Origin of the sequence: Vibrio sp. 11-4(1) (genome assembly GCF_013048625.1) — a bacterium.
Classification (GTDB): domain Bacteria; phylum Pseudomonadota; class Gammaproteobacteria; order Enterobacterales; family Vibrionaceae; genus Vibrio; species Vibrio diabolicus.
Genome location: NZ_VHSY01000001.1, coordinates 175,220 through 193,899, shown reverse-complemented (window position 1 = coordinate 193,899; position 18,680 = coordinate 175,220). Strand labels below are relative to the sequence as shown.

General features: G+C 44.2%; 13 protein-coding genes. 5 read left to right on the top strand and 8 right to left on the bottom strand.

The window, feature by feature from the left end:
• Window positions 1-9 precede the first annotated feature (9 nt).
• Window positions 10-240 (bottom strand): hypothetical protein, encoded by a 231-nt coding sequence (locus FKN16_RS00835; RefSeq protein ID WP_041853076.1) that lies wholly within the window; start codon window positions 238-240, stop codon window positions 10-12.
• Between the two features lie 184 nt (window positions 241-424).
• Window positions 425-2,578, bottom strand: coding sequence for a YccS family putative transporter (gene yccS, locus FKN16_RS00830; RefSeq protein ID WP_170901766.1), 2,154 nt, complete (start codon window positions 2,576-2,578; stop codon window positions 425-427).
• A 323-nt stretch (window positions 2,579-2,901) separates the two neighbouring features.
• Here yccS and helD point away from each other — a divergent pair, with 323 nt between their 5' ends.
• Window positions 2,902-4,971, top strand: coding sequence for a DNA helicase IV (gene helD / locus FKN16_RS00825; protein ID WP_006742784.1), 2,070 nt, complete (start codon window positions 2,902-2,904; stop codon window positions 4,969-4,971).
• Between the two features lie 77 nt (window positions 4,972-5,048).
• Here helD and FKN16_RS00820 read toward each other — a convergent pair whose 3' ends face one another.
• Complete coding sequence (locus tag FKN16_RS00820) at window positions 5,049-5,504, bottom strand: methylglyoxal synthase (RefSeq protein WP_005376571.1); 456 nt, start codon at window positions 5,502-5,504, stop codon at window positions 5,049-5,051.
• 64 nt (window positions 5,505-5,568) lie between these two features.
• The gene (gene torT / locus FKN16_RS00815) at window positions 5,569-6,618 is read right to left on the bottom strand and encodes a TMAO reductase system periplasmic protein TorT (protein ID WP_082244885.1); all 1,050 of its coding nucleotides are present in this window, start codon (window positions 6,616-6,618) and stop codon (window positions 5,569-5,571) included.
• A gap of 43 nt (window positions 6,619-6,661) precedes the next feature.
• Between torT and torS the strand changes: the two genes are divergently transcribed.
• Window positions 6,662-9,625: a TMAO reductase system sensor histidine kinase/response regulator TorS gene (torS, locus tag FKN16_RS00810; RefSeq protein ID WP_170901765.1), complete on the top strand. Its 2,964-nt coding sequence runs from the start codon at window positions 6,662-6,664 to the stop codon at window positions 9,623-9,625.
• 49 nt (window positions 9,626-9,674) lie between these two features.
• Here the strand turns inward: torS and FKN16_RS00805 are convergent, their stop codons facing one another.
• The 3 genes from FKN16_RS00805 to FKN16_RS00795 all read right to left on the bottom strand — a co-directional run bounded on the left by FKN16_RS00805 (window position 9,675) and on the right by FKN16_RS00795 (window position 12,700).
• Window positions 9,675-9,866 carry a hypothetical protein gene (locus FKN16_RS00805; RefSeq protein ID WP_005376565.1) on the bottom strand — a complete coding sequence of 64 codons (192 nt, stop codon included), beginning with the start codon at window positions 9,864-9,866 and terminating at the stop codon, window positions 9,675-9,677.
• Window positions 9,867-9,884: 18 nt separating this feature from the next.
• Entirely contained in the window at window positions 9,885-12,239 is a 2,355-nt protein-coding gene (locus tag FKN16_RS00800) for a fatty acid cis/trans isomerase (RefSeq protein ID WP_170901764.1), read from the bottom strand.
• A gap of 89 nt (window positions 12,240-12,328) precedes the next feature.
• Window positions 12,329-12,700, bottom strand: a complete 372-nt coding sequence (locus FKN16_RS00795) for a winged helix-turn-helix domain-containing protein (protein ID WP_243327909.1) — start codon at window positions 12,698-12,700, stop codon at window positions 12,329-12,331.
• 330 nt (window positions 12,701-13,030) lie between these two features.
• Here FKN16_RS00795 and FKN16_RS00790 point away from each other — a divergent pair, with 330 nt between their 5' ends.
• Window positions 13,031-14,578 (top strand): arylsulfatase, encoded by a 1,548-nt coding sequence (locus tag FKN16_RS00790; RefSeq protein WP_170901763.1) that lies wholly within the window; start codon window positions 13,031-13,033, stop codon window positions 14,576-14,578.
• 122 nt (window positions 14,579-14,700) lie between these two features.
• Here the strand turns inward: FKN16_RS00790 and FKN16_RS00785 are convergent, their stop codons facing one another.
• Complete coding sequence (locus FKN16_RS00785; protein WP_170901762.1) at window positions 14,701-15,558, bottom strand: LysR family transcriptional regulator; 858 nt, start codon at window positions 15,556-15,558, stop codon at window positions 14,701-14,703.
• Between the two features lie 140 nt (window positions 15,559-15,698).
• Between FKN16_RS00785 and FKN16_RS00780 the strand changes: the two genes are divergently transcribed.
• Window positions 15,699-17,225, top strand: a complete 1,527-nt coding sequence (locus tag FKN16_RS00780; protein WP_005396660.1) for an arylsulfatase — start codon at window positions 15,699-15,701, stop codon at window positions 17,223-17,225.
• 106 nt (window positions 17,226-17,331) lie between these two features.
• Window positions 17,332-18,633, top strand: coding sequence for an anaerobic sulfatase maturase (locus FKN16_RS00775; RefSeq protein ID WP_170901761.1), 1,302 nt, complete (start codon window positions 17,332-17,334; stop codon window positions 18,631-18,633).
• The last annotated feature ends 47 nt before the right edge of the window (window positions 18,634-18,680 follow it).

The following is an 18,680-nucleotide window of genomic DNA, read 5'->3' as shown; positions in this document are numbered from 1 at the left end:
ATGATTTGATTAAGCAAACAGTTTAGAAAGCATTTCTCTTTCTTCAACAGAAAGTACTGGGTTTTGTGTTTTGTTTAACTTTACGCTTATCTCACCCTGTAATGATTTCAACTGACTCGCCGTTAAATCACTGAGCTTTTGTTTAAGTTCATTAAATTGTTGTGCGTTCATCTCAATACCCTCGTTGTAATTCGGTTTATCCTTCATTTCCCGAAATTCTTCGTCCTTTGGATACAACATATTTATTCAACCTAGATAGATTAGAATTTGATCGATTGCTTTTTGTCCGAACATTGTCAAGGTGTGTTAAGTGATACGTCAGATTTTTCCTATGAAGGTACATAATTACCCACTTTGGGGTAGATAGAAAAGTAGAAAGAAAAAAGGAAGCGACAATTCGCTTCCCTTTTATATGCGTGTGTTACTAGTTCACCCTCACTGCAAACTTACTGGCAAGTGAATGTAGCTCTGGGAGCATGCGATAGATAAGGTGAAGTTGCTGCAGTACCATGCGAGCGGAACTATCATCTTCATCTCGCCACTCATTCAAGCGTTGCTCAAGTCCTGCGTCGTCAATATTAGATAAATCGCACTCTTCGCAATGCTGGTGAAGCTGTTTATGGAGGACGTCTAAATGCTGATGAATACAGCGGTGTGCATCTAAAACGAGCTTATGAATTGACTCATCTTCAATGCGAGTTCGGTGCGCACCAAGAGCAGAAATATAGTTCAGCATTGCGTGATTTAACGTTAAGAAGCGGAAGCTCTCATCAACGGCAGCACGATATTTACCAGGTTCCGCAAGCATTGTACTGATGGCAGAAGAAAGTGAGGCATCACTGTTATGGGCCTGACGACGAGCAATGCGATAGCTCAAGTTGTCCTTTTTACCAATTCGATACTGACCAATGATCTGATCGAGATACTGTTTGTTAGCCTCTATCGCATCCGACATGACTTTGTGCAGCCTTCTCGATTGCCAATCTGGCAAAATAACCAGTACGGCTCCTACAGCAAGCACACACCCGATGAGGGTATCGGCCAGTCGAGGAAGCACAACCGCGTAACCTTCACCTAACTGGTTGAATAAGAAGAGGACCAGTAGCGTTATAAAGCCGGTTGCGTATCCGTAATTGTTCATCCGAAAGGCGAAAAACATCACGCCAGAAATAACGATGAATACTAACTGGCTTTCTTGAGAAGGGAAGAAAGTCAGTAATGGTACGCCAATTAACAAACCGGCTAATGTGCCTACGACTCGCGCTGTCAGTTTTTGACGTGTTGCGCTGTAGTTCGGCTGACACACGAAGAGAGTGGTTAAGAGTATCCAGTAACCTCGGTCGATGCTGAACACTTGAATGATTCCATAACCAATCGTCAAGGCAATCGACATACGCAATGCGTGTCGAAACAGCATCGAATCTTTGTGTAAATTCGCGGATATACGCTGCCACATGGCTTTTAATGTGTGCGGGTTAGTATCGGCGAGCGTATCTTCCTCTAGGCCCTCAACATCTGGGTTGTTAATGTTATTCAGTTGCTTTTCTACCGTCGCTAAGTTATTGAATAAATATGTTAACTGCATTAGCAGACGTTTCCAGTGTCCTTGCTTTTGTTCTTCTAAGTAAGCAAGTGAATTTTGCACTTCAGCTAAGGCCAAGATGGACTGATCGGTATGTGAGTATTCATTCCCTAGCTGAATCGCTAATGCAATATCACGACACGCTTGAGCTTGAGATTCCAAAAGATATTTAAAACGAAACAGCACATCAGAACGTTCAAATTCAGTTGCTAAATCTTGATAGCGGTAATGGCTAGAGCTGACTCGTTCGTGGATGTCTTGAGCGATGAAGTAGATATTTAAGAATCGGTCACTAGGACCATCAATGTGGCCGCGTTTCGAGCGGTTTAGTAATGTGGCTTTGCAAGCGTTTAGCGCCATCACCGTCGCTGCGTTGCACTTGGCGGCTTCAATCCGAAGTGGCTGTGGCGTTAGGTTGGTGACAGGGTGAAAAAGCTTGGCTTTCGCATCGAGATAATTTGCCATTTGGAAGAACACATTGGCTAAGCTTTGTTGTACAGGCTGAAGAGGCCAAAATATCTGCCAAATCATCGACATGAAGTAATACCAAGCCGCACCAGTTAAAAGCAGCAGTGGCTGAAACCAAATGTTAGTACTCTCATGTGCGCCAAGCATGGTGTAAATGGCGATCAGCAAAGAGCCAAAAGCAATGCTCGCATATTTAGGACCTATCGCCCCAAGAATGATAAAACCAAAGGTTGAGATAAATAACCCTAATGCAAATGCCCAAGGGGTGTCGAACAAGATTTCAATTGAGAAAGCGGCGAGCGCAAAACAGAGAAAGGTCAGAATCAGCGCTTTGATGCGCCCAGTGAAGCTGTCATCACTCTCTGCCAAAGCAGCAGCAATAACGCCCAATATTAGCGGCGTGATCAGCGTGTTTTGCTCGAAGTACCAAGTCGGGATAACCACACCCAGTAAGGTGATTAGGATAAGAACGCTGTAATTTATGGTCTTGTTTGCCCAATAGAGCCGAAATTTAGAAGTTGCTTGCACAATGCGCCTTATGTTTCCGATGAAGAACGGGGGAATACTACCAAACCCACTATAGCGCGTTTATGATTTACTTTAAGAAAAATTCGTTGTTGCTGATAAAATCAACAGGGATGTCATTGACTTATACTAAAGCAGCCACGCAATGTGTCTATAATTGTAAAGTCAGCTTCAAATAGAATGAGCTTTAGGTTACTAAATCGACAGTAATGTGAATTTTATTAAAGAATAAAAGAAGATGCTTACTTAGGTGCTCGCCATTGCTACAATTTGGCGCCTTAAAATGATATAAATCGACAACTTCTAAATTAAAAGGCGCACGTTTCATGCAGCTCACTGCCACTAGCAAAGCACAGTTTTTTATTCAAAATGAGTACCATCACGTCGAAATAAAAGAGAACAGTGTTTTATTAAGCTCAATAGGCAGTGAAGAACATATTCCTTTTACGATCTGGAATGGCAAAGTTAGCGTAAAGCGTGGGTTGTTATGGAGCTCTTTGCAGTTTTTTGCTCATGAGCACGAAGGCAAACAACAAAGTTGGCTAGTACAAGGGCTACCGTGGCCACAATGCCGTAAGTTTGCTCTTGAAGCTGTTCGTCAGTATCAAGAATGGCACAATACTCAGTGCCGAAAACTGGCTGAGTATCTACCTAAGTGGGAAGAAGAGCTCTACAAACTTAAGCATCTTCCTGCCTATCTATCGCACTCTCAAGTGGTCTCCTGGGTGGAAAGTCTTAACCAAGAGTTAAGCGAAATGAAAACCACTCTAGAAGAAGCCAAAATGCGGATGCCGAATCGCATGGCGGAAATCGAACCTTGGCTTATTGATACGTCTGCGACGCTTGGTGAGCGTAATCGTGATTGGCTTGAGGAAGAACGTCCGAATTGGGAAGTGCTGTTTAATCGCATAGAATCTTCGCCTTTAAACTTATCCCAGCAATATGCGGTGTTGCTTAACGATGATCACAACTTAGTCCTTGCTGGCGCAGGCTCTGGCAAAACCAGTGTTTTAACGGCTCGAGTTGCATACTTGTTGCAAAGCCACCAGGCTCAAGCAGAAGAGTTGCTTATGCTGGCTTTCGGTCGTGATGCCGCGACTGAAATGAAAGAGCGTTTAGTGGATAAAGTAGGCATGGCCGCAGACGGTGTGCGTGTGAATACGTTCCATCAACTAGGCTTATATATACTCAATCAAGTTGAGCAACAGCCTGTTGAGATCAGTCCGTTGGCGTTAGATGACAACCAGCGAACAGCATGGTGTGTAGATTGGCTGAAAAAGCATTGGATGACGCCTACTAACTTTAAACGTTGGCAAAAACATTTAGACAAATGGCCGATTGCCTATTTAAAAGGGGACGATGAGTTAGGAAGTCACTCAGAAAACCCAAAACTGATCGCGTGGCTAGACTCTCAGTTGTCTCACTTAGCTGCGGTAGGGCTAACCAAAAAGCAAGTGCAAGAAAAGTTGGTAAATCACCAAGACTATACTCGTTTAAACAGCGAACTCGCCTTGTGTTGGCCATGTTTTACTGCGTGGCAGAAAATGCTTAAAGAAAGCAATCAAGTGGATTTCCCTACCATGATCAGTCGTGCGACAGATTATGTAAATAAAGGGAAATTTGTATCCCCATGGCGCTTCATTATGGTCGATGAGTACCAAGATATCTCTCCAGACCGTTTAGCTCTGATTGAAGCACTGTGCGAATCTACACAGAAACAAGCGGGTGCGACGTTGTTTGCGGTTGGTGATGACTGGCAGGCCATCTATCAGTTTGCTGGTGCGGACGTCGATCTTATCACTGGGTTTAAAGAGCGCTTTGCTCACTCTACCGTTCATCATCTAGATACGACTTATCGTTTCAACAATCAGATTGGTGATGTGGCAAACACTTTTGTTCAGCAAAACCCATCGCAATTGCCGAAAACACTAAATAGCCACAAGCAACGTAAGCAGAAGAGTGTGCATACCGCACCGAGCAACCAAGTTGAAAAGATCTTGGATCAATTGAATCAACAAGCCAAGCAAACCAAGTCAGTCTTATTGTTAGGACGTAATCATTATCATAAGCCCGACTTGTATGACGATTGGTTGCGACGTTTTCCTAATCTCGATATTCGTTTTATGACTTGCCATGCGAGTAAAGGGCGAGAGGCTGATTTTGTCATTATTCTTTCTGTGGATGAGGGGCAATTCCCTGCGAAGAAGAAGCAAATTCACATTGATGGCGCATTGACCGAGTCTAAAGACAAATTCCCTCACGCAGAAGAGCGCAGGCTGTTTTACGTGGCGATTACGCGTGCGAAAGAGAAAGTTTGGATTACGCACACTGGCGCTGGGTCCGCATTTGTTCAAGAGCTCGTCAATGGTGATTATCCGATCATCACTTCGCGTTGAAGGTTGAGTTCTGAATTTTAGAAATAATAAAGGCGATACTCAGTATCGCCTTTACGTTATTCGGTTGGCATCAAAGCTTACATGCGTTCAGCAAGATACGCTTCGTAATCCGGTACTTCAATATCCACTTCTTGCTCAAGAAGAGGGGAGTTAAACAAGAACTTAGCGGTGGCTCGGTTCGTTGCCACAGGAATATTCCAAACGCTAGCAATACGAAGAAGCGCTTTAACGTCTGGGTCGTGAGGTACGGCGTTTAGCGGATCCCAGAAGAAAACGAGAACGTCGATCTTACCTTCTGAAATGAGCGCGCCAAGTTGTTGGTCACCGCCCATTGGGCCACTGATCATGCTCTTAATCGCCAGTCCAGTTTCTTTGCTCAACATGTGTCCGGTTGTGCCTGTCGCGTAAAGAAAGTGACTCTGCAGTTTTTCTTTGTTTTCTTTTACCCAGCGAAGTAGCTCAGGTTTGCAGTTGTCATGGGCAACCAAAGCCACATGTTTGTGGGTTGGCATGGTACGAATGGTTTTTTGCATCAAGATGTTTCCGTTTGTATGATTTTAAAATTGTTGTTATTCAATAGAACACGTTTTTTGTCTTTCAATCAACAGCCTTAACACGGAATGTCGGCCTATATTCTGACGGAGATAACGATTCTTCGATCGTATCGTCATGAAGTGTCTTCGGAGTCAGTGGTTTGATGGTTGGTGAGGCATGTTTGTCATACTCTTTGCCCCTTAAGTAATGTGCTGCTTGCATGACGGAAAGCCTGCCTTGCTGCACCATTTTATCTGTTGGTGCGAAGAGCACTTTGTTACGCAATAGTCCTCGGTAAACACCATGACTTAAGTACACAGAAACCAAACCGATCTCCTCAGCTTTGCCTGCGCTACGCAGTTCACTGATAGCGGCTTCAATCGCAACCGCGCTGCCAACGATATAATCTATATTTCCCATATCAATCACACGTTGAACCAGGTTACGCTGTAACTCTTTGTCGTTGTCTGCCCAAAACGAGTCAACGATGTTGATATCACTTCCTTGGATCGCTTCATAAAATCCGGCAGTCACGGGCTTCGTACCTCCACGAGTACGCGGCCCCAAAAGTAAGGCAATGTTTGTTTTTCCTGATCCCTTTGGATGACGAGCAGCCAGATATTTTCCCGCTTCGTATCCCATCCAGTGCCAGTCAACACCGACCGTACCTTTTAACAGCTCACTTTGCTCTTCATCCAGATCGAGTTGGTTCACAGTAGCAAAGACAGGAATGTTTCCGACCCAATTCTTAAGCGAATGTTCATAGGCCTGTGGGTCCACTGTCCCAAGGACAATCGCATCTGCTCCCCATTGGCTGCACAGTGCGAGTTGTTGCTCTTGACGCGTTTTGTTTGGGTAGCCACCCGCTTCAAGGACTCTCAGCTCGACGCCTTCTTTTTTCGCTTCGGACACCATTCCATAGTTTACTGATAACCAGTATGAATCCTTTAGGTGAGGGTAAATGGCACATACTTTTTCTGCTGCAACCACTGGTAAAGAAGCGACAAGGGCTAATGTGACTGCAGAATGTTTGAAAATTGTGCGAAATGCGTGTTGATTTTTAACCATGAAATGAAGTTCGTTGGCATAGATTAAGTAAACACTGCAAAATATAACGTAATATGTCGCTGAACACGAACATTAAGGTCATGAAAATATGTTGCTAGCAACCGCAAGCATCGGTCGTAAACTCTTGTTGTCTTTCATTGCGATGGCAATGCTGGTTATGTTATCGGCACTTATTGGTGTGTCTGGATTTTCTTTAGTTGCCAAGACGGAAAGAAATGTCGTGGATTCTGCAATTCCCGCCATGATTGAAGCGAGGCAAGTCTCTGAGTTGAGTACTCGCATCATTTCGTCTGTACAACTGTTATCAAACGCAAGAAACGAGCAGGAAAGAAAAGAGTCTGGGCGTGTGCTTTTCGAACAGCTCGAATCATTGCTTACTCATATCAAAGAGCTGGGGAGTGAGTCGTTTGATTCTCAATTGCTAGAAGATCTCGAGAATAACGTCCAGAACGTTATCGACAACTTGGCAGAACTTGGTGTTTCGGTTGAAAGAAAGCTGTGGCTGGCAAAAGAGATTGATACTCGTGTCGAAGAGATGCGCTTACTGAGTGAAGAGTTGGAACAGCTAACTCGGACGCAAGTTCAGAACACGAGCACCATTGCCGTTGCTAACGTCACACATATCTATGACTTATTAGAATCGAATAAAAAATCGCAAGTTTATCAGGCACTAGATGCGCTGGTGGAAGTGGATCTAGATCTGACAGAGCGATTGCATGAGCTGCACTTATTGGCTTTTAAAATGCTGAATCAAATTGAAGAAGCTCGCACATTAACCAATATTGAGCGAATCCAGCAGGTGCAAAGTGATTTTGAAAGTAATCTCAAAATCATGAAGCGCCGTGTGCTTGCCGTAGAAGATCCCACTCGCTCCAAACAAATGAGCCAACTACTAACAGAGCTCGGTAAGCGTCAGGTCGTGTTCACTATTTTGATGCAGCAGTATGAGAATAACGAACAATCTCAACAACTGATGCAAAAGACACTGGAATTGTTTTCGGAGCTGAATGGTACCGTAAACAAGTTGGTTGATGATTCAAACAAAACGACAACCGTCGCTGTGGATGAATTGACGAGCACGCTGAAATTCGCTCAGTGGTCTCTAACGGTGATTTCAATTGTTGGTTTGATTGTGTTGGTGCTGATTTTATGGCGTGTTGTATACCTTTCTGTGGTTAAGCGATTGGCAGAGTACTCTGCCGCGCTGCTTTCTGTGGCGCAGGGTAACTTAGCCGTCGAGCTGGAGGTAAAAGGCAAAGATGAGCTAGCGCATATGGGGCAAGCTATCATCACGGCTCGAAATACAGCGCAAGCGCTAAAAGTGGTCGCAGAGGGAGAAGCTCAAGCCAAGCGAGAGCTCGAAGAGCACAAAGAGCATTTGGAAGAGCTCGTTGAGCAACGCACTTCACAGTTAAAACAAGCGAACCGCCGTTTGAATGAAGAGGTTTTGAATCACGCGAAAGCTCGTAAGCAAGCAGAGCAAGCGAGTCGAGCTAAATCAGCATTCTTGGCGACCATGAGCCATGAGATCAGAACGCCGATGAATGGAGTACTCGGAACGGCACGTTTGTTGATTGATTCAGGCCTCAACCCTATTCAAAAGCGTTATGCGGAAATCATCAACCGCAGTGGTAAAACGTTGCTCGCGATTCTGAATGATGTGCTGGACTACTCCAAGATTGAAGCAGGGCATTTAGAGATTCGCCACATGGGCTTCGATTTACACCAAATGGTTGAAGACACTTTCCAGTTGATGAACAGTCGAGCTCAAGAGAAGAAGCTGTTGTTTTCCTATCATATTGAAAGTGATGTAAGTCGCTATTGGAAAGGGGATGTCACCAGAATCAGTCAGGTGCTGAACAACCTTGTCGGAAACGCGATTAAATTTACTGACGAAGGTGAAATTGATATCTACGTTAGCCTCAACCCAGAGGATGAGTCGCAAGTCCTATTTGAAGTATCAGACACCGGGATAGGTATTGCCAAAAAAGATCAGAAAACGTTGTTTGATGCCTTCACGCAAGCCGAAGGTGGGATGAGTCAAACTGGAGGAACGGGTCTTGGCCTTGCCATCAGTAAACGAATCATTGAAGCGATGGGCGGTATTTTAGAAGTCGATTCTGAAGAAGGACATGGCAGTCGATTCTGGTTCTCCATTCCATTAGAGGAAAGTGAACCTGTTGAAACCGGTGCAGTGGCAACCGCGCGCTGCAAAGTGAAAGCGAAAGTCTTGTTGGTAGAAGACAATGAAGTAAACCGAGTGGTTGCGGAAGGCTTTTTAGAAAGCATGGGCCACCAGGTCGTGATGGCAGAAAACGGCTCACAGGCAGAGCAACTGATCAGCACGCAGGATTTTGATATCGCTTTAGTCGATATCAACTTGCCAGACTGTGATGGAACCGAGTTAATCCAACGTTTAAAACAAATTGAATGTAACAAACCAGCTAATAAAGCCCTTGCTGCTACGCCTATGATTGCAGTGTCTGCGCACGTTTTTGCCGAAGAAGTTGAGCGCTATTTAGCTGCAGGTTTTGACGGGTATTTACCTAAACCATTGGCAAAAGAAGCCCTAGCGGCATTGATTCAGGATGCGCTGGATGGAAAACCGTTGTTGTTGCCACAAAATGCCGACTGTACCCCGTTTGATCAAACTTCACCTCAAGAACAAGCGATACAATCAAAGGTTGTTCAAGTCCCTAAAGCAGAGGAATCAGATGTGGTCATCATTAACCCGAGCGTGATTGAGTCCGATATGAAAATCTTGGGCAGAGAGAAGATGTTGCACATCATTAATCTGTTTAGAACGACCAGTGCCGATGTACTAAGCAAGCTGCAAGCGTCTGCTGGTGGTAATGACAGTAAAGAAGTGAAGAACCTTGCTCACAAACTAAAAGGCAGCGCAGGGAGTTTAGGGCTTACGGCATTAATGAACTCTTGCCAAGAAATTGAAGCTGCGCCTCAACCTTTAGATACCTACATGGCGACTAAAGATCAATTGGTGTCTCAAGTGTCTGAATCAATTCAAGCTCTTGATGAGTTGATGGCGAAGTAAATCAATTGCATCCCAAAAACAAAAACCTCCGGCAAGCCGGAGGTTTTTTCTATTCGGTCATGTCATCTTCCCACTCGAATCGAGTGTCTAGGGCATAAGGGTCGTCATCAAAAGGATGCTCCACTTTGCCACGCAAGTATTCGAGTTGATGCTCAAGCATGTTGACCGTTTCGTAGTCTCCCTCAGAACAAGCAACGTAAATCTGTTGTTCAAGAGCGGCAATGTTATCTCGGATACCCATGAGAACCCCCTTAAATCATCATCGATTCTCAAAACGATTATAGTCAAGTAATCCAAATTCGATCGGTTGTTTTGTACGGTACCAATTGTGCAGACGATCGCTAAACGGCCAGAATTTTTCTGAGCTTCTGCGAATCGCAAAATTATCCAACAACTTAACGTAATCGGATTCATTTTGGATGGCACTAAATTGATCGACAAATTCTTTTACTTGATTTTCGTTGATCGAGAAAAATGCCGCTGGGTAGCTTCCAACAACGCCACGTACGATGGTCATATCATCGTTAGCAAAGTCCCGGTTGCTTTCTTCATCAAACAAGCTAGAGATATTCGTGTGTGCATTATTGTGAAGTAAGGTGAACAACTCATCTTTTCCAGATTGGCTTCTCACCATAAGCATGGTGATTTGCGGAACGGTTTTTAGGCCTTCTCCACGAACTTGGCCAATACGTTGGAGCTGTTTTTCACTTTGAACAGAAAGCTCAGTATCTTTAAGCTCGTAGCGCGGAAGAAGAACATCTGAGACTCGTTCTCTAAGCAATTCGACTAACTCTGTTTTTGGATCGTCAGTTTTGAACTCGACGCTGGTTGGTTGGTTAAATGGCTTCACGTTGCGTTGTAAAAAGTCACTTAACTGTGGACTTTGATCTTTATACCAGCTTGATTGCAGTTCATGACGCATGTCGGTTGGCAGCAACGAGATAAAGTTACTTTCGCCTTCCAGACGCAAGAAGTCCATGAACATTCGTGTCATGAGTTGGTGGCCGAAGTTGCCGTACACATCAAACCCAGCAACGAGCAAATAGTGGATGCGTTCTAGTAACGCGTAGTCAAGAATCCATACCGTTTTCGGCTGCTCGCCAACTAACCCTTGTACGACTGACGCGCTGTCAAAGTGGCGGAAAATCGTTAATGCCGCATTGTGGTTGGTGCCATTACCGTCCCAAATTACGTCGGTGGATAGGTTTTCGCCTTCCTTAAACCAGTTATTGGTAAATTCAGACTTGGCTTCTAGGTAGCGAGCTTGCTGACGCGCGTATTTAACCCAGTTGGTAACAGGCAGAGTGTTGCTTTCCTGCTCTGCTGGCAGTCTTAGGTTATCAGCCTGAGAGCGGTAAAACTCATTTACTTCAGGGATATCTGCTTTATCTGGATCTAGAAAGAATATCCAAAAGCGATCATTGATAACGTTCAGTGCAAGTTGGCCACGACAAACAGGCCCTTTAATGTAAGCCATGATCGTGTTTTGCGCGTTGTCCAACATAAACTTGAAGCGTGATTTAACCGGAAGGTCGATAAATGATGTCATCGGGTTTGCAGCAACTTCAGGTTCATAACTCGGTAGTTGATTAACTGTGTAATCAGCATCGATAAACCATGTGTTCCAGTTTTCAATACGTTGCTTGTTTAACGCGAACGGCATGTGCGTTTTATCTACAATCGTCCCTTGTTCTGGAATAATTCGATAAAACACGCGCTCAACCCCGGGATCATCGTACGGGCGACGTGTTGAAATACGTTTTACTGGTTGCCCCGGTGGAGTAGAAGAACGAACTAACGTAAAGAATCGAGGATCTTCAGTGAGTTCTGAAAAGTAGAGGTGAGACAAAAACAAATGCTCGTAAATATAGCGAGCCATCAGTTGATTTTTTAGATCAGCGCGATTGAGCAAAGTCTCATACTTGTCAATTTGAGCTTGCTCTTGTTCACTAATTGGTTGGTGAACGTTCATTATCGCGCCGTTTTCCAGCCAAGTCATCAGTGTGTGATATTCACTGTTTGATAGGTTTGGCATACCAAAAGGCATTCCCCAGGTTGGGTTATCTTTTTCGTACTGTTCGTACTCTTCAATTGTTGGACAGGTTTGTTCTCGGTCTATCGAAAAATCAAAACCTTCTAACTGGACTTGATCAGGCAGCGGGTGGCGTTCTTTTTGTTGTAGCAAACGTGCAATGAGGCCTGCATCAATGTTGGCCGCCATGCTCTGATCACGTTCGTTAAGTACCGGATGAAAACCCGCATCGCGCCACTCTTGGGTTGTTTCTGCATCTTCGAATAAGCGTGTTGGCGCGGCGGCAGTAAGTCTTGTTCCTTCATATACCAGTGCTTTGCTCGCGCCACGGTCAATACCCTCAACGGAAGAAAGCTTAAGCTGGCATGGTGCATCGTAGCACGCATGACAGACGACACAGCGGTTATCCATAATGGGTTTGACTTCGCTTTGGAAGAAGTTTGCTTGAGGTGTAGCCACGTCCGCCGTACGTTCACGAACGAGCTGTGGACCAAACAGTTGGTCATAGTTAAGGCCCGCATAGGTTGCACAGCCAGCAAACAATGTAGCAATGCAAAGTATAAAAATTAAGCGCAAATTCATTGAGTTATTTTACGTGATTAGAATTTGCATTAATTAAAGCAAAATAAGCGGTCAATTACCAAAAGTTGGAGCAATTCGCCGCGATTTCTTTACTTTTTCGCATGCTTAAATACATAACCTTGTCGATGAACGGTCTGAATTCGATCCGCGTTAATCCCTTCGCTAACCAGTCGTTTTCTTATTCTACTAATGTGCATATCGAGTGCGCGGTCATGCTCTGAGAACGTGCGCTTCAGTACCGTTTCATAAAGGAAAGGTTTGCTAAGCACTTGATCTTGATAATGAGTCAGAGTACGGAGCAGCTCAAATTGAACGCTTGTAAGCTGAACTAACTTTTTGTCTGACGGACGATTTATCATCACAGTATGGCTGTGCTTATCCAGTACGAGCTCATATTCATTATTGAGACCGTTATCGGAAGCTGCCGTCTTAGGAGCAGACGAAAGGGTATACTCAAACATATTGGCATTTTAATTATTAATGATAGTAAAAACTATTATCATTAATGCTAACGTGAAATCAATGCTGTATTTTATTTGTAATGCAATATGTCGGAGTCATATCAAAATTCTGATATGGAAGAAATAACTCTACGACGGAAAGAGCACCAATTTAAATCGCCAAATCAATAAGTACTACCACAATTTCTAAAGCAAATAATCAGCTATTTTGGGGAATAGAGCAGCTTTTAATGTATCTAAAGTTCTTATTTCTAAGATTCGCTTATCCACTATTTCTAGACTATACATTCTGTTGCAGGAAGCTCTTTTCTAATACACACAGAGGTTTATATGACAGCGAAATATGGCGTAAAACGTCGATTAGCGATTCTTGCCGCCGCCTTAATTGGCGCGACAAGTAGCAGTATCGCGGCAGAGAAACCTAACATTCTCGTCATTTGGGGTGATGATATTGGCCAATCCAATCTCAGTGCTTACACCTTCGGTTTGATGGGATACAAAACACCAAACATAGACAGCATCGCGAAAGAGGGAATGATGTTCACGGATTATTACGGTGAACAATCTTGTACTGCGGGCCGTTCTACTTTTATCACCGGCCAGACCGTCCTTAGAACGGGTTTAAGTAAAGTAGGGCTTCCTGGCGCAGATCTTGGCTTGAAGGAAGAAGATGCCACCATTGCAGAAATGTTGAAGCCGATGGGCTATATGACGGGTCAATTTGGTAAAAATCATTTAGGCGACAAAGACGAACACCTGCCTACTAACCACGGCTTCGATGAATTTTTTGGCAACCTTTATCACTTGAACGCCGAGGAAGAACCAGAAAACGTCGATTACCCTAAAGATCCAGAATTTCGTAAAAAATTTGGTCCACGAGGCGTTATTCGCTCGTACGCTGACGGCAAAATCGAGGACACCGGGCCTCTGACTCGCAAGCGTATGGAAACCGTGGATGAAGAGACGTTGGATGCGGCACTCGATTTTATGGATCGTGCCGTCAAAGCTGAAAAACCTTTCTTCGTCTGGTGGAACGCAACGCGTATGCATTTCCGCACCCACGTGAAAGAAGAGAATTCGGGAAAAACAGGTATCAGTGAGTATGCAGATGGCATGGTCGAGCATGATAATCATGTCGGCCAACTACTGAAAAAAGTGGACGATTTGGGCATAAAAGACAACACGATAGTCTTTTATTCAACCGATAATGGTCCACACATGAACTCGTGGCCAGATGCTGGCACAACGCCATTCCGTGGAGAGAAAAATACTAACTGGGAAGGTGCGTACCGAGTTCCTGCAATGGTACGTTGGCCGGGTAAAATTAAAGCTGGCTCTGTCTCGAATGATATCATGCATCACATGGACTGGATGCCAACGTTCGTTGCTGCCGCGGGTGATGACAGTATCAAAGAGAAATTACTCAAAGGCTATAGTACGAATGGTAAGAAATTCAAAGTGCATCTCGATGGTTACAACTTCCTGCCATATTTAACTGGCAAAGAAGAGAAAGCACCGCGTGAAGAGATTTTTTACTTCTCGGATGATGGAGACTTAACCGCGCTTCGTTATAACAAATGGAAACTGGTTTTCATGGAGCAACGAGCAAAAGGTACGCTGCGCATTTGGGCGGAACCATTCACCACACTTCGTGTTCCTAAGATCTTCAACTTACGTATGGACCCTTACGAAGTGGCTGATATCACTTCCAACACCTACTATGATTGGATGTTAGACCGTGCTTACATGCTGGTTCCTGCACAAGCTTACGTAGGCAGATTCCTCGAAACGTTTAAAGAGTTTCCACCAAGGCAAAAAGCGGCAAGCTTCTCGCTCGATCAAGTGATGGAGAAATTAAAAGAGAACCCAAATAAGTAGGCTAGTGCTACGTAAGCAATACGATACAACCATATAGAAAAGAGGCTCATATGAGCCTCTTTTTCCGTCTAATAAAAGCTTTAAGAGCAACGAATGGCAAAGAAAATGCGAATCAACAAGGCCTACAAGGAAACTGGCTCGTAGTGCGCAGCCGTTAAGTTCGCTTTAATTTTTTCACGTAGCGCAATATGAGCAGGGTTGTTGATCTCTCGCTTGTGGTAAACAAACTTGTAAGGGATAGCGCATATAGAAATAGGGCATTGCAGAACTTGAAGCTTAAGGGCTTTACTCCATTTGTTTGCAAAAGATTGAGACACTAAGCCTAAACAATCGCGTTGCGCGACGTACAACGCCATACCAGCAAGCGAAGATGTGATCAAATCGACTTTTCTCTCTTGAATAGTTTCTTGGGATAGCTGTTCAAAACCGCTCATGTTGTTCCATTTCCCTGAAAACAAACAGTGAGTTTCCTCATAAAACTGTTCTTTTGAGAGCGAGCCTTGCACGCGGGGATGATTCTCACGACAGATAATCACCGCCTCTTCTTCGTAGGCATCTTCAATAATAAATGCGGCATCTTTTGTGATAACAGTATCAATGACAAGATCGACTTTTTGTTGTCTTAGAAGCTCAAATAATAAGAACTTTTCGGGTGGCGATTCATAAAAAATAGTGTTCTTTATCGGGTCCATAATGTGCAATAAAATTTCGGAACAACACACTTCAAAATGATTCTTATCGGATATCGCATTGTCAATGATATTAACCGCTTGCTGGAATTGCGGTAGCAGTTGATAGGCGGTGGATGTTAGTGCAATACCTCGCCCTTTTTTGACAAATAATTGCTTATCGACCACTTGTTCTAAACGCTTTATTGCAGCGCTCACAGCAGGTTGCGTAAGCCCCAATTGTTCCGCGGCTTTTGTATAAGATTGGAACTCCGCGACAACAAGAAAAGTTTGGATCAAATTCAAGTCCATAACGTTACTCATAAATTTAATTTATAGGTTAACTAATTCTGACTGCATTTATCGCCTGAAATTAGTGCTTTATCTTATATCAGCAATGGTATTGAAAAGCGAATACCATTTTTACGCACTAGCGAACTCTTGGAGATAATATGAAAAATGCGACCAAAACGAGCAGTAAAAAACTCGTACTTAACGCATGTACGTTAGCATTAGGCGCTGCATCTGCAGTTGCACACGCAGCGGACAAACCCAACATTCTTGTCATCTTTGGTGATGATGTTGGTTACTGGAACCTTAGTACCTACAACCAAGGCATGATGGCGTACAACACGCCGAACATCGATAGCATTGCTAAAGAAGGTGCGAAGTTCACTAACTTCTACGCACAGCAAAGTTCGACAGCAGGCCGTTCTGCATTCATTACAGGTCAAATGCCAAAACGTACTGGTCTATCAAAAGTGGGCTTACCAGGCGCTCCGCAAGGTATCTCGGAAAAAGATCCAACGATTGCAACTGTGCTCAAGCAAATGGGTTACGCAACCGGACAATTTGGTAAGAACCATTTAGGTGACCGAGACGAACACCTTCCTACCAACCACGGTTTTGATGAGTTTTTCGGCAACCTATATCACTTGAACGCGGAAGAAGAGCCAGAGAACGTGGATTATCCTAAAGATCCAGAGTTCAAGAAGAAATTTGGCCCTCGTGGCGTAATCCACTCTTACGCTGACGGCAAAATTGAAGATACCGGTCCACTTACGCGTAAGCGTATGGAAAATGTTGACGGTGAATTCCTTGATGCCGCGGAAACCTTCATAGAAAAACAAGTAAAAGCGGATAAGCCGTTCTTTACTTGGTTTAACACCACTCGCATGCACAACTTCACGCATGTTCCTGAAGAATACCAAGGTAAAACAGGCGCTGGTTTCTACGCGGATGGTGTTAAGCAGCACGATGATCAAATTGGTCAACTACTTAACAAGATCAAAGAGTTGGGTGTGGATGACAATACAATCATTGTTTACACCACTGACAACGGCCCTATGGTTGATTTGTGGCCTGATGCAGGGATGACACCATTCCGCTCTGAGAAAAACACTGGCTGGGAAGGCAGTTTCCGTGTGCCGATGTTGATTAAATGGCCTGGAAACATCGAAGCAGGTAAAACGTTCAACGGCATGATGTCATTAGAGGATTTCTTCCCGACATTGGTTGCTGCAGCGGGTGACACCAAAGTTAAAGATGAATTACTAAAAGGTAAGAAAGTTGGTGATATGGACTATAAAGTTCACCTAGATGGTTATAACCAACTGCCATATCTAACGGGTAAATCAGACAAATCTGCTCGTAATGAGTTCGTTTACTGGAGCGATGACGGTGATCTTGTGGCATTACGCCAAGGAAAGTACAAGTTCCACTTTATGATTCAAGAGAATGAAACGGGCATGGATGTATGGCGCAAGCCGTTTACTAAACTTCGTGTTCCATTGATCTTCGACTTGAGTATCGACCCATTCGAACGTGGTGACCAAGGTATGGGTTACTCTCGTTGGATGTACGAGCGTTCATTCTTAATGATGCCAGCGATGGATACAGTGAAAGAAGTGATGGGTACATTCAAAGAATTCCCACCTCGTATGGAAGCAGGTTCGTTCGTACCTAAGTCTTCTAAGTAATTAATATTATATAGCGCTTTTCGGAGCGCTATATACCCAAATAGCTTCAATTCCTGCTGAAATGTGATTACGAGGTTATTTGGGTATATTAAATAGTGAGAAACGTATGAGTAAGATTTCCCCTCGCCATTCTACTACTATGCCTATTGTTCCTCTTAAAACGGCGTCTAAAGCACCGATTCCGGGTGCGTACGATCGTCGATTCCATGTGATGGCAAAGCCAGGCGGAGCAAAATGCAATATCGATTGTCAGTACTGCTTTTATCTGCATAAAGAAAATCTACTGCACCAAGAAAAGCAGCCAAAAATGGACGACGCAACATTGGAAGCGTTCGTGAAAAGCTACATCGAAAGTCAGGATGGCGAAGAAATTGTATTCTCATGGCAGGGTGGGGAGCCAACGCTGCTTGGGCTGGACTATTTCCGTAATGTCGTAGCTCTGCAAAAGAAACATCAGCCGAAAGGCGTTCGCATTGAAAACGACCTTCAGACCAACGGCATTTTGCTAAACGATGAGTGGTGTGCGTTTTTAAAAGAACACAACTTCCTAGTTGGCTTGTCGATTGATGGGCCACGAGAGCTGCACGACAAATATCGCAAAACCCGCAGCGGTAAGCCGACGTTTGATCTGGTGATGAAAGCGGTAGATAAGCTCCAAGCGCATGGCGTGAAATTCAACGCGTTGGTGACGGTGAATCGTCACAATGCGAAATACCCGCTCGAAGTGTATCGATTTTTAACCCAAGAATTGGGTGTGACATACATTCAGTTTGCACCGGTGGTTGAAGCGAACGACTTCCAAACAACCGCACCGCAGTTTTGGAACGGACAGATGATCCCAACCAAAGGCAGTGATCTGGCGAAACCGGGTCATCTAATGTCTGTTGTGACGGATTGGTCGGTCGATCCTGAAGACTGGGGACGCTTTTTAATGGCGACCTTTGAAGAGTGGGTGAACAACGATCTTGGCCGTGTACTGGTTAACCTGTTTGAAACCGCGGTAGCGCAAGTAATGGGGAAACCGTCTCAGCTTTGTGTGACAGCTGAGTTTTGTGGCAAAGGCTTGGCGATTGAGCACAATGGCGACGTGTTCAGTTGCGACCACTATGTATACCCAGAATACAAACTCGCCAACATTCATGAACACTCATTGAATGACATGGCCTTCTCTACACGACAATACACCTTTGGCATGGCAAAACGCGAATCTTTGCCGACGTATTGTAAGCAGTGTCCCTACTTGCCTTATTGCTGGGGCGAGTGTCCGAAAAACCGTCTGATCAAAACGCCGAATGGCGAGGCTGGACTAAACTATCTGTGTTCGGGAATCAAAATGTTCTTTGATTACGCGTTACCGATGTTGGTTGGTCTTGCACAGCTTCTCCAATCTGAAGAACTGCAAAGATAACATAGTGAATATAACCTTAAGTTATTTCATTTGTTCTTATACTTAAC

What these genes read in the sequence shown, in the direction of transcription:
- FKN16_RS00835 (WP_041853076.1), bottom strand. Translation starts at nt 240, where the DNA reads ATGTTGTATCCAAAGGACGAAGAATTTCGGGAAATGAAGGATAAACCG.
- FKN16_RS00785 (WP_170901762.1), bottom strand. Translation starts at nt 15,558, where the DNA reads ATGGACTTGAATTTGATCCAAACTTTTCTTGTTGTCGCGGAGTTCCAA.
- FKN16_RS00805 (WP_005376565.1), bottom strand. Translation starts at nt 9,866, where the DNA reads ATGGGTATCCGAGATAACATTGCCGCTCTTGAACAACAGATTTACGTT.
- FKN16_RS00775 (WP_170901761.1), top strand. Translation starts at nt 17,332, where the DNA reads ATGAGTAAGATTTCCCCTCGCCATTCTACTACTATGCCTATTGTTCCT.
- torS (WP_170901765.1), top strand. Translation starts at nt 6,662, where the DNA reads ATGTTGCTAGCAACCGCAAGCATCGGTCGTAAACTCTTGTTGTCTTTC.
- FKN16_RS00795 (WP_243327909.1), bottom strand. Translation starts at nt 12,700, where the DNA reads ATGTTTGAGTATACCCTTTCGTCTGCTCCTAAGACGGCAGCTTCCGAT.
- FKN16_RS00800 (WP_170901764.1), bottom strand. Translation starts at nt 12,239, where the DNA reads ATGAATTTGCGCTTAATTTTTATACTTTGCATTGCTACATTGTTTGCT.
- FKN16_RS00820 (WP_005376571.1), bottom strand. Translation starts at nt 5,504, where the DNA reads ATGCAAAAAACCATTCGTACCATGCCAACCCACAAACATGTGGCTTTG.
- FKN16_RS00780 (WP_005396660.1), top strand. Translation starts at nt 15,699, where the DNA reads ATGAAAAATGCGACCAAAACGAGCAGTAAAAAACTCGTACTTAACGCA.
- FKN16_RS00790 (WP_170901763.1), top strand. Translation starts at nt 13,031, where the DNA reads ATGACAGCGAAATATGGCGTAAAACGTCGATTAGCGATTCTTGCCGCC.
- helD (WP_006742784.1), top strand. Translation starts at nt 2,902, where the DNA reads ATGCAGCTCACTGCCACTAGCAAAGCACAGTTTTTTATTCAAAATGAG.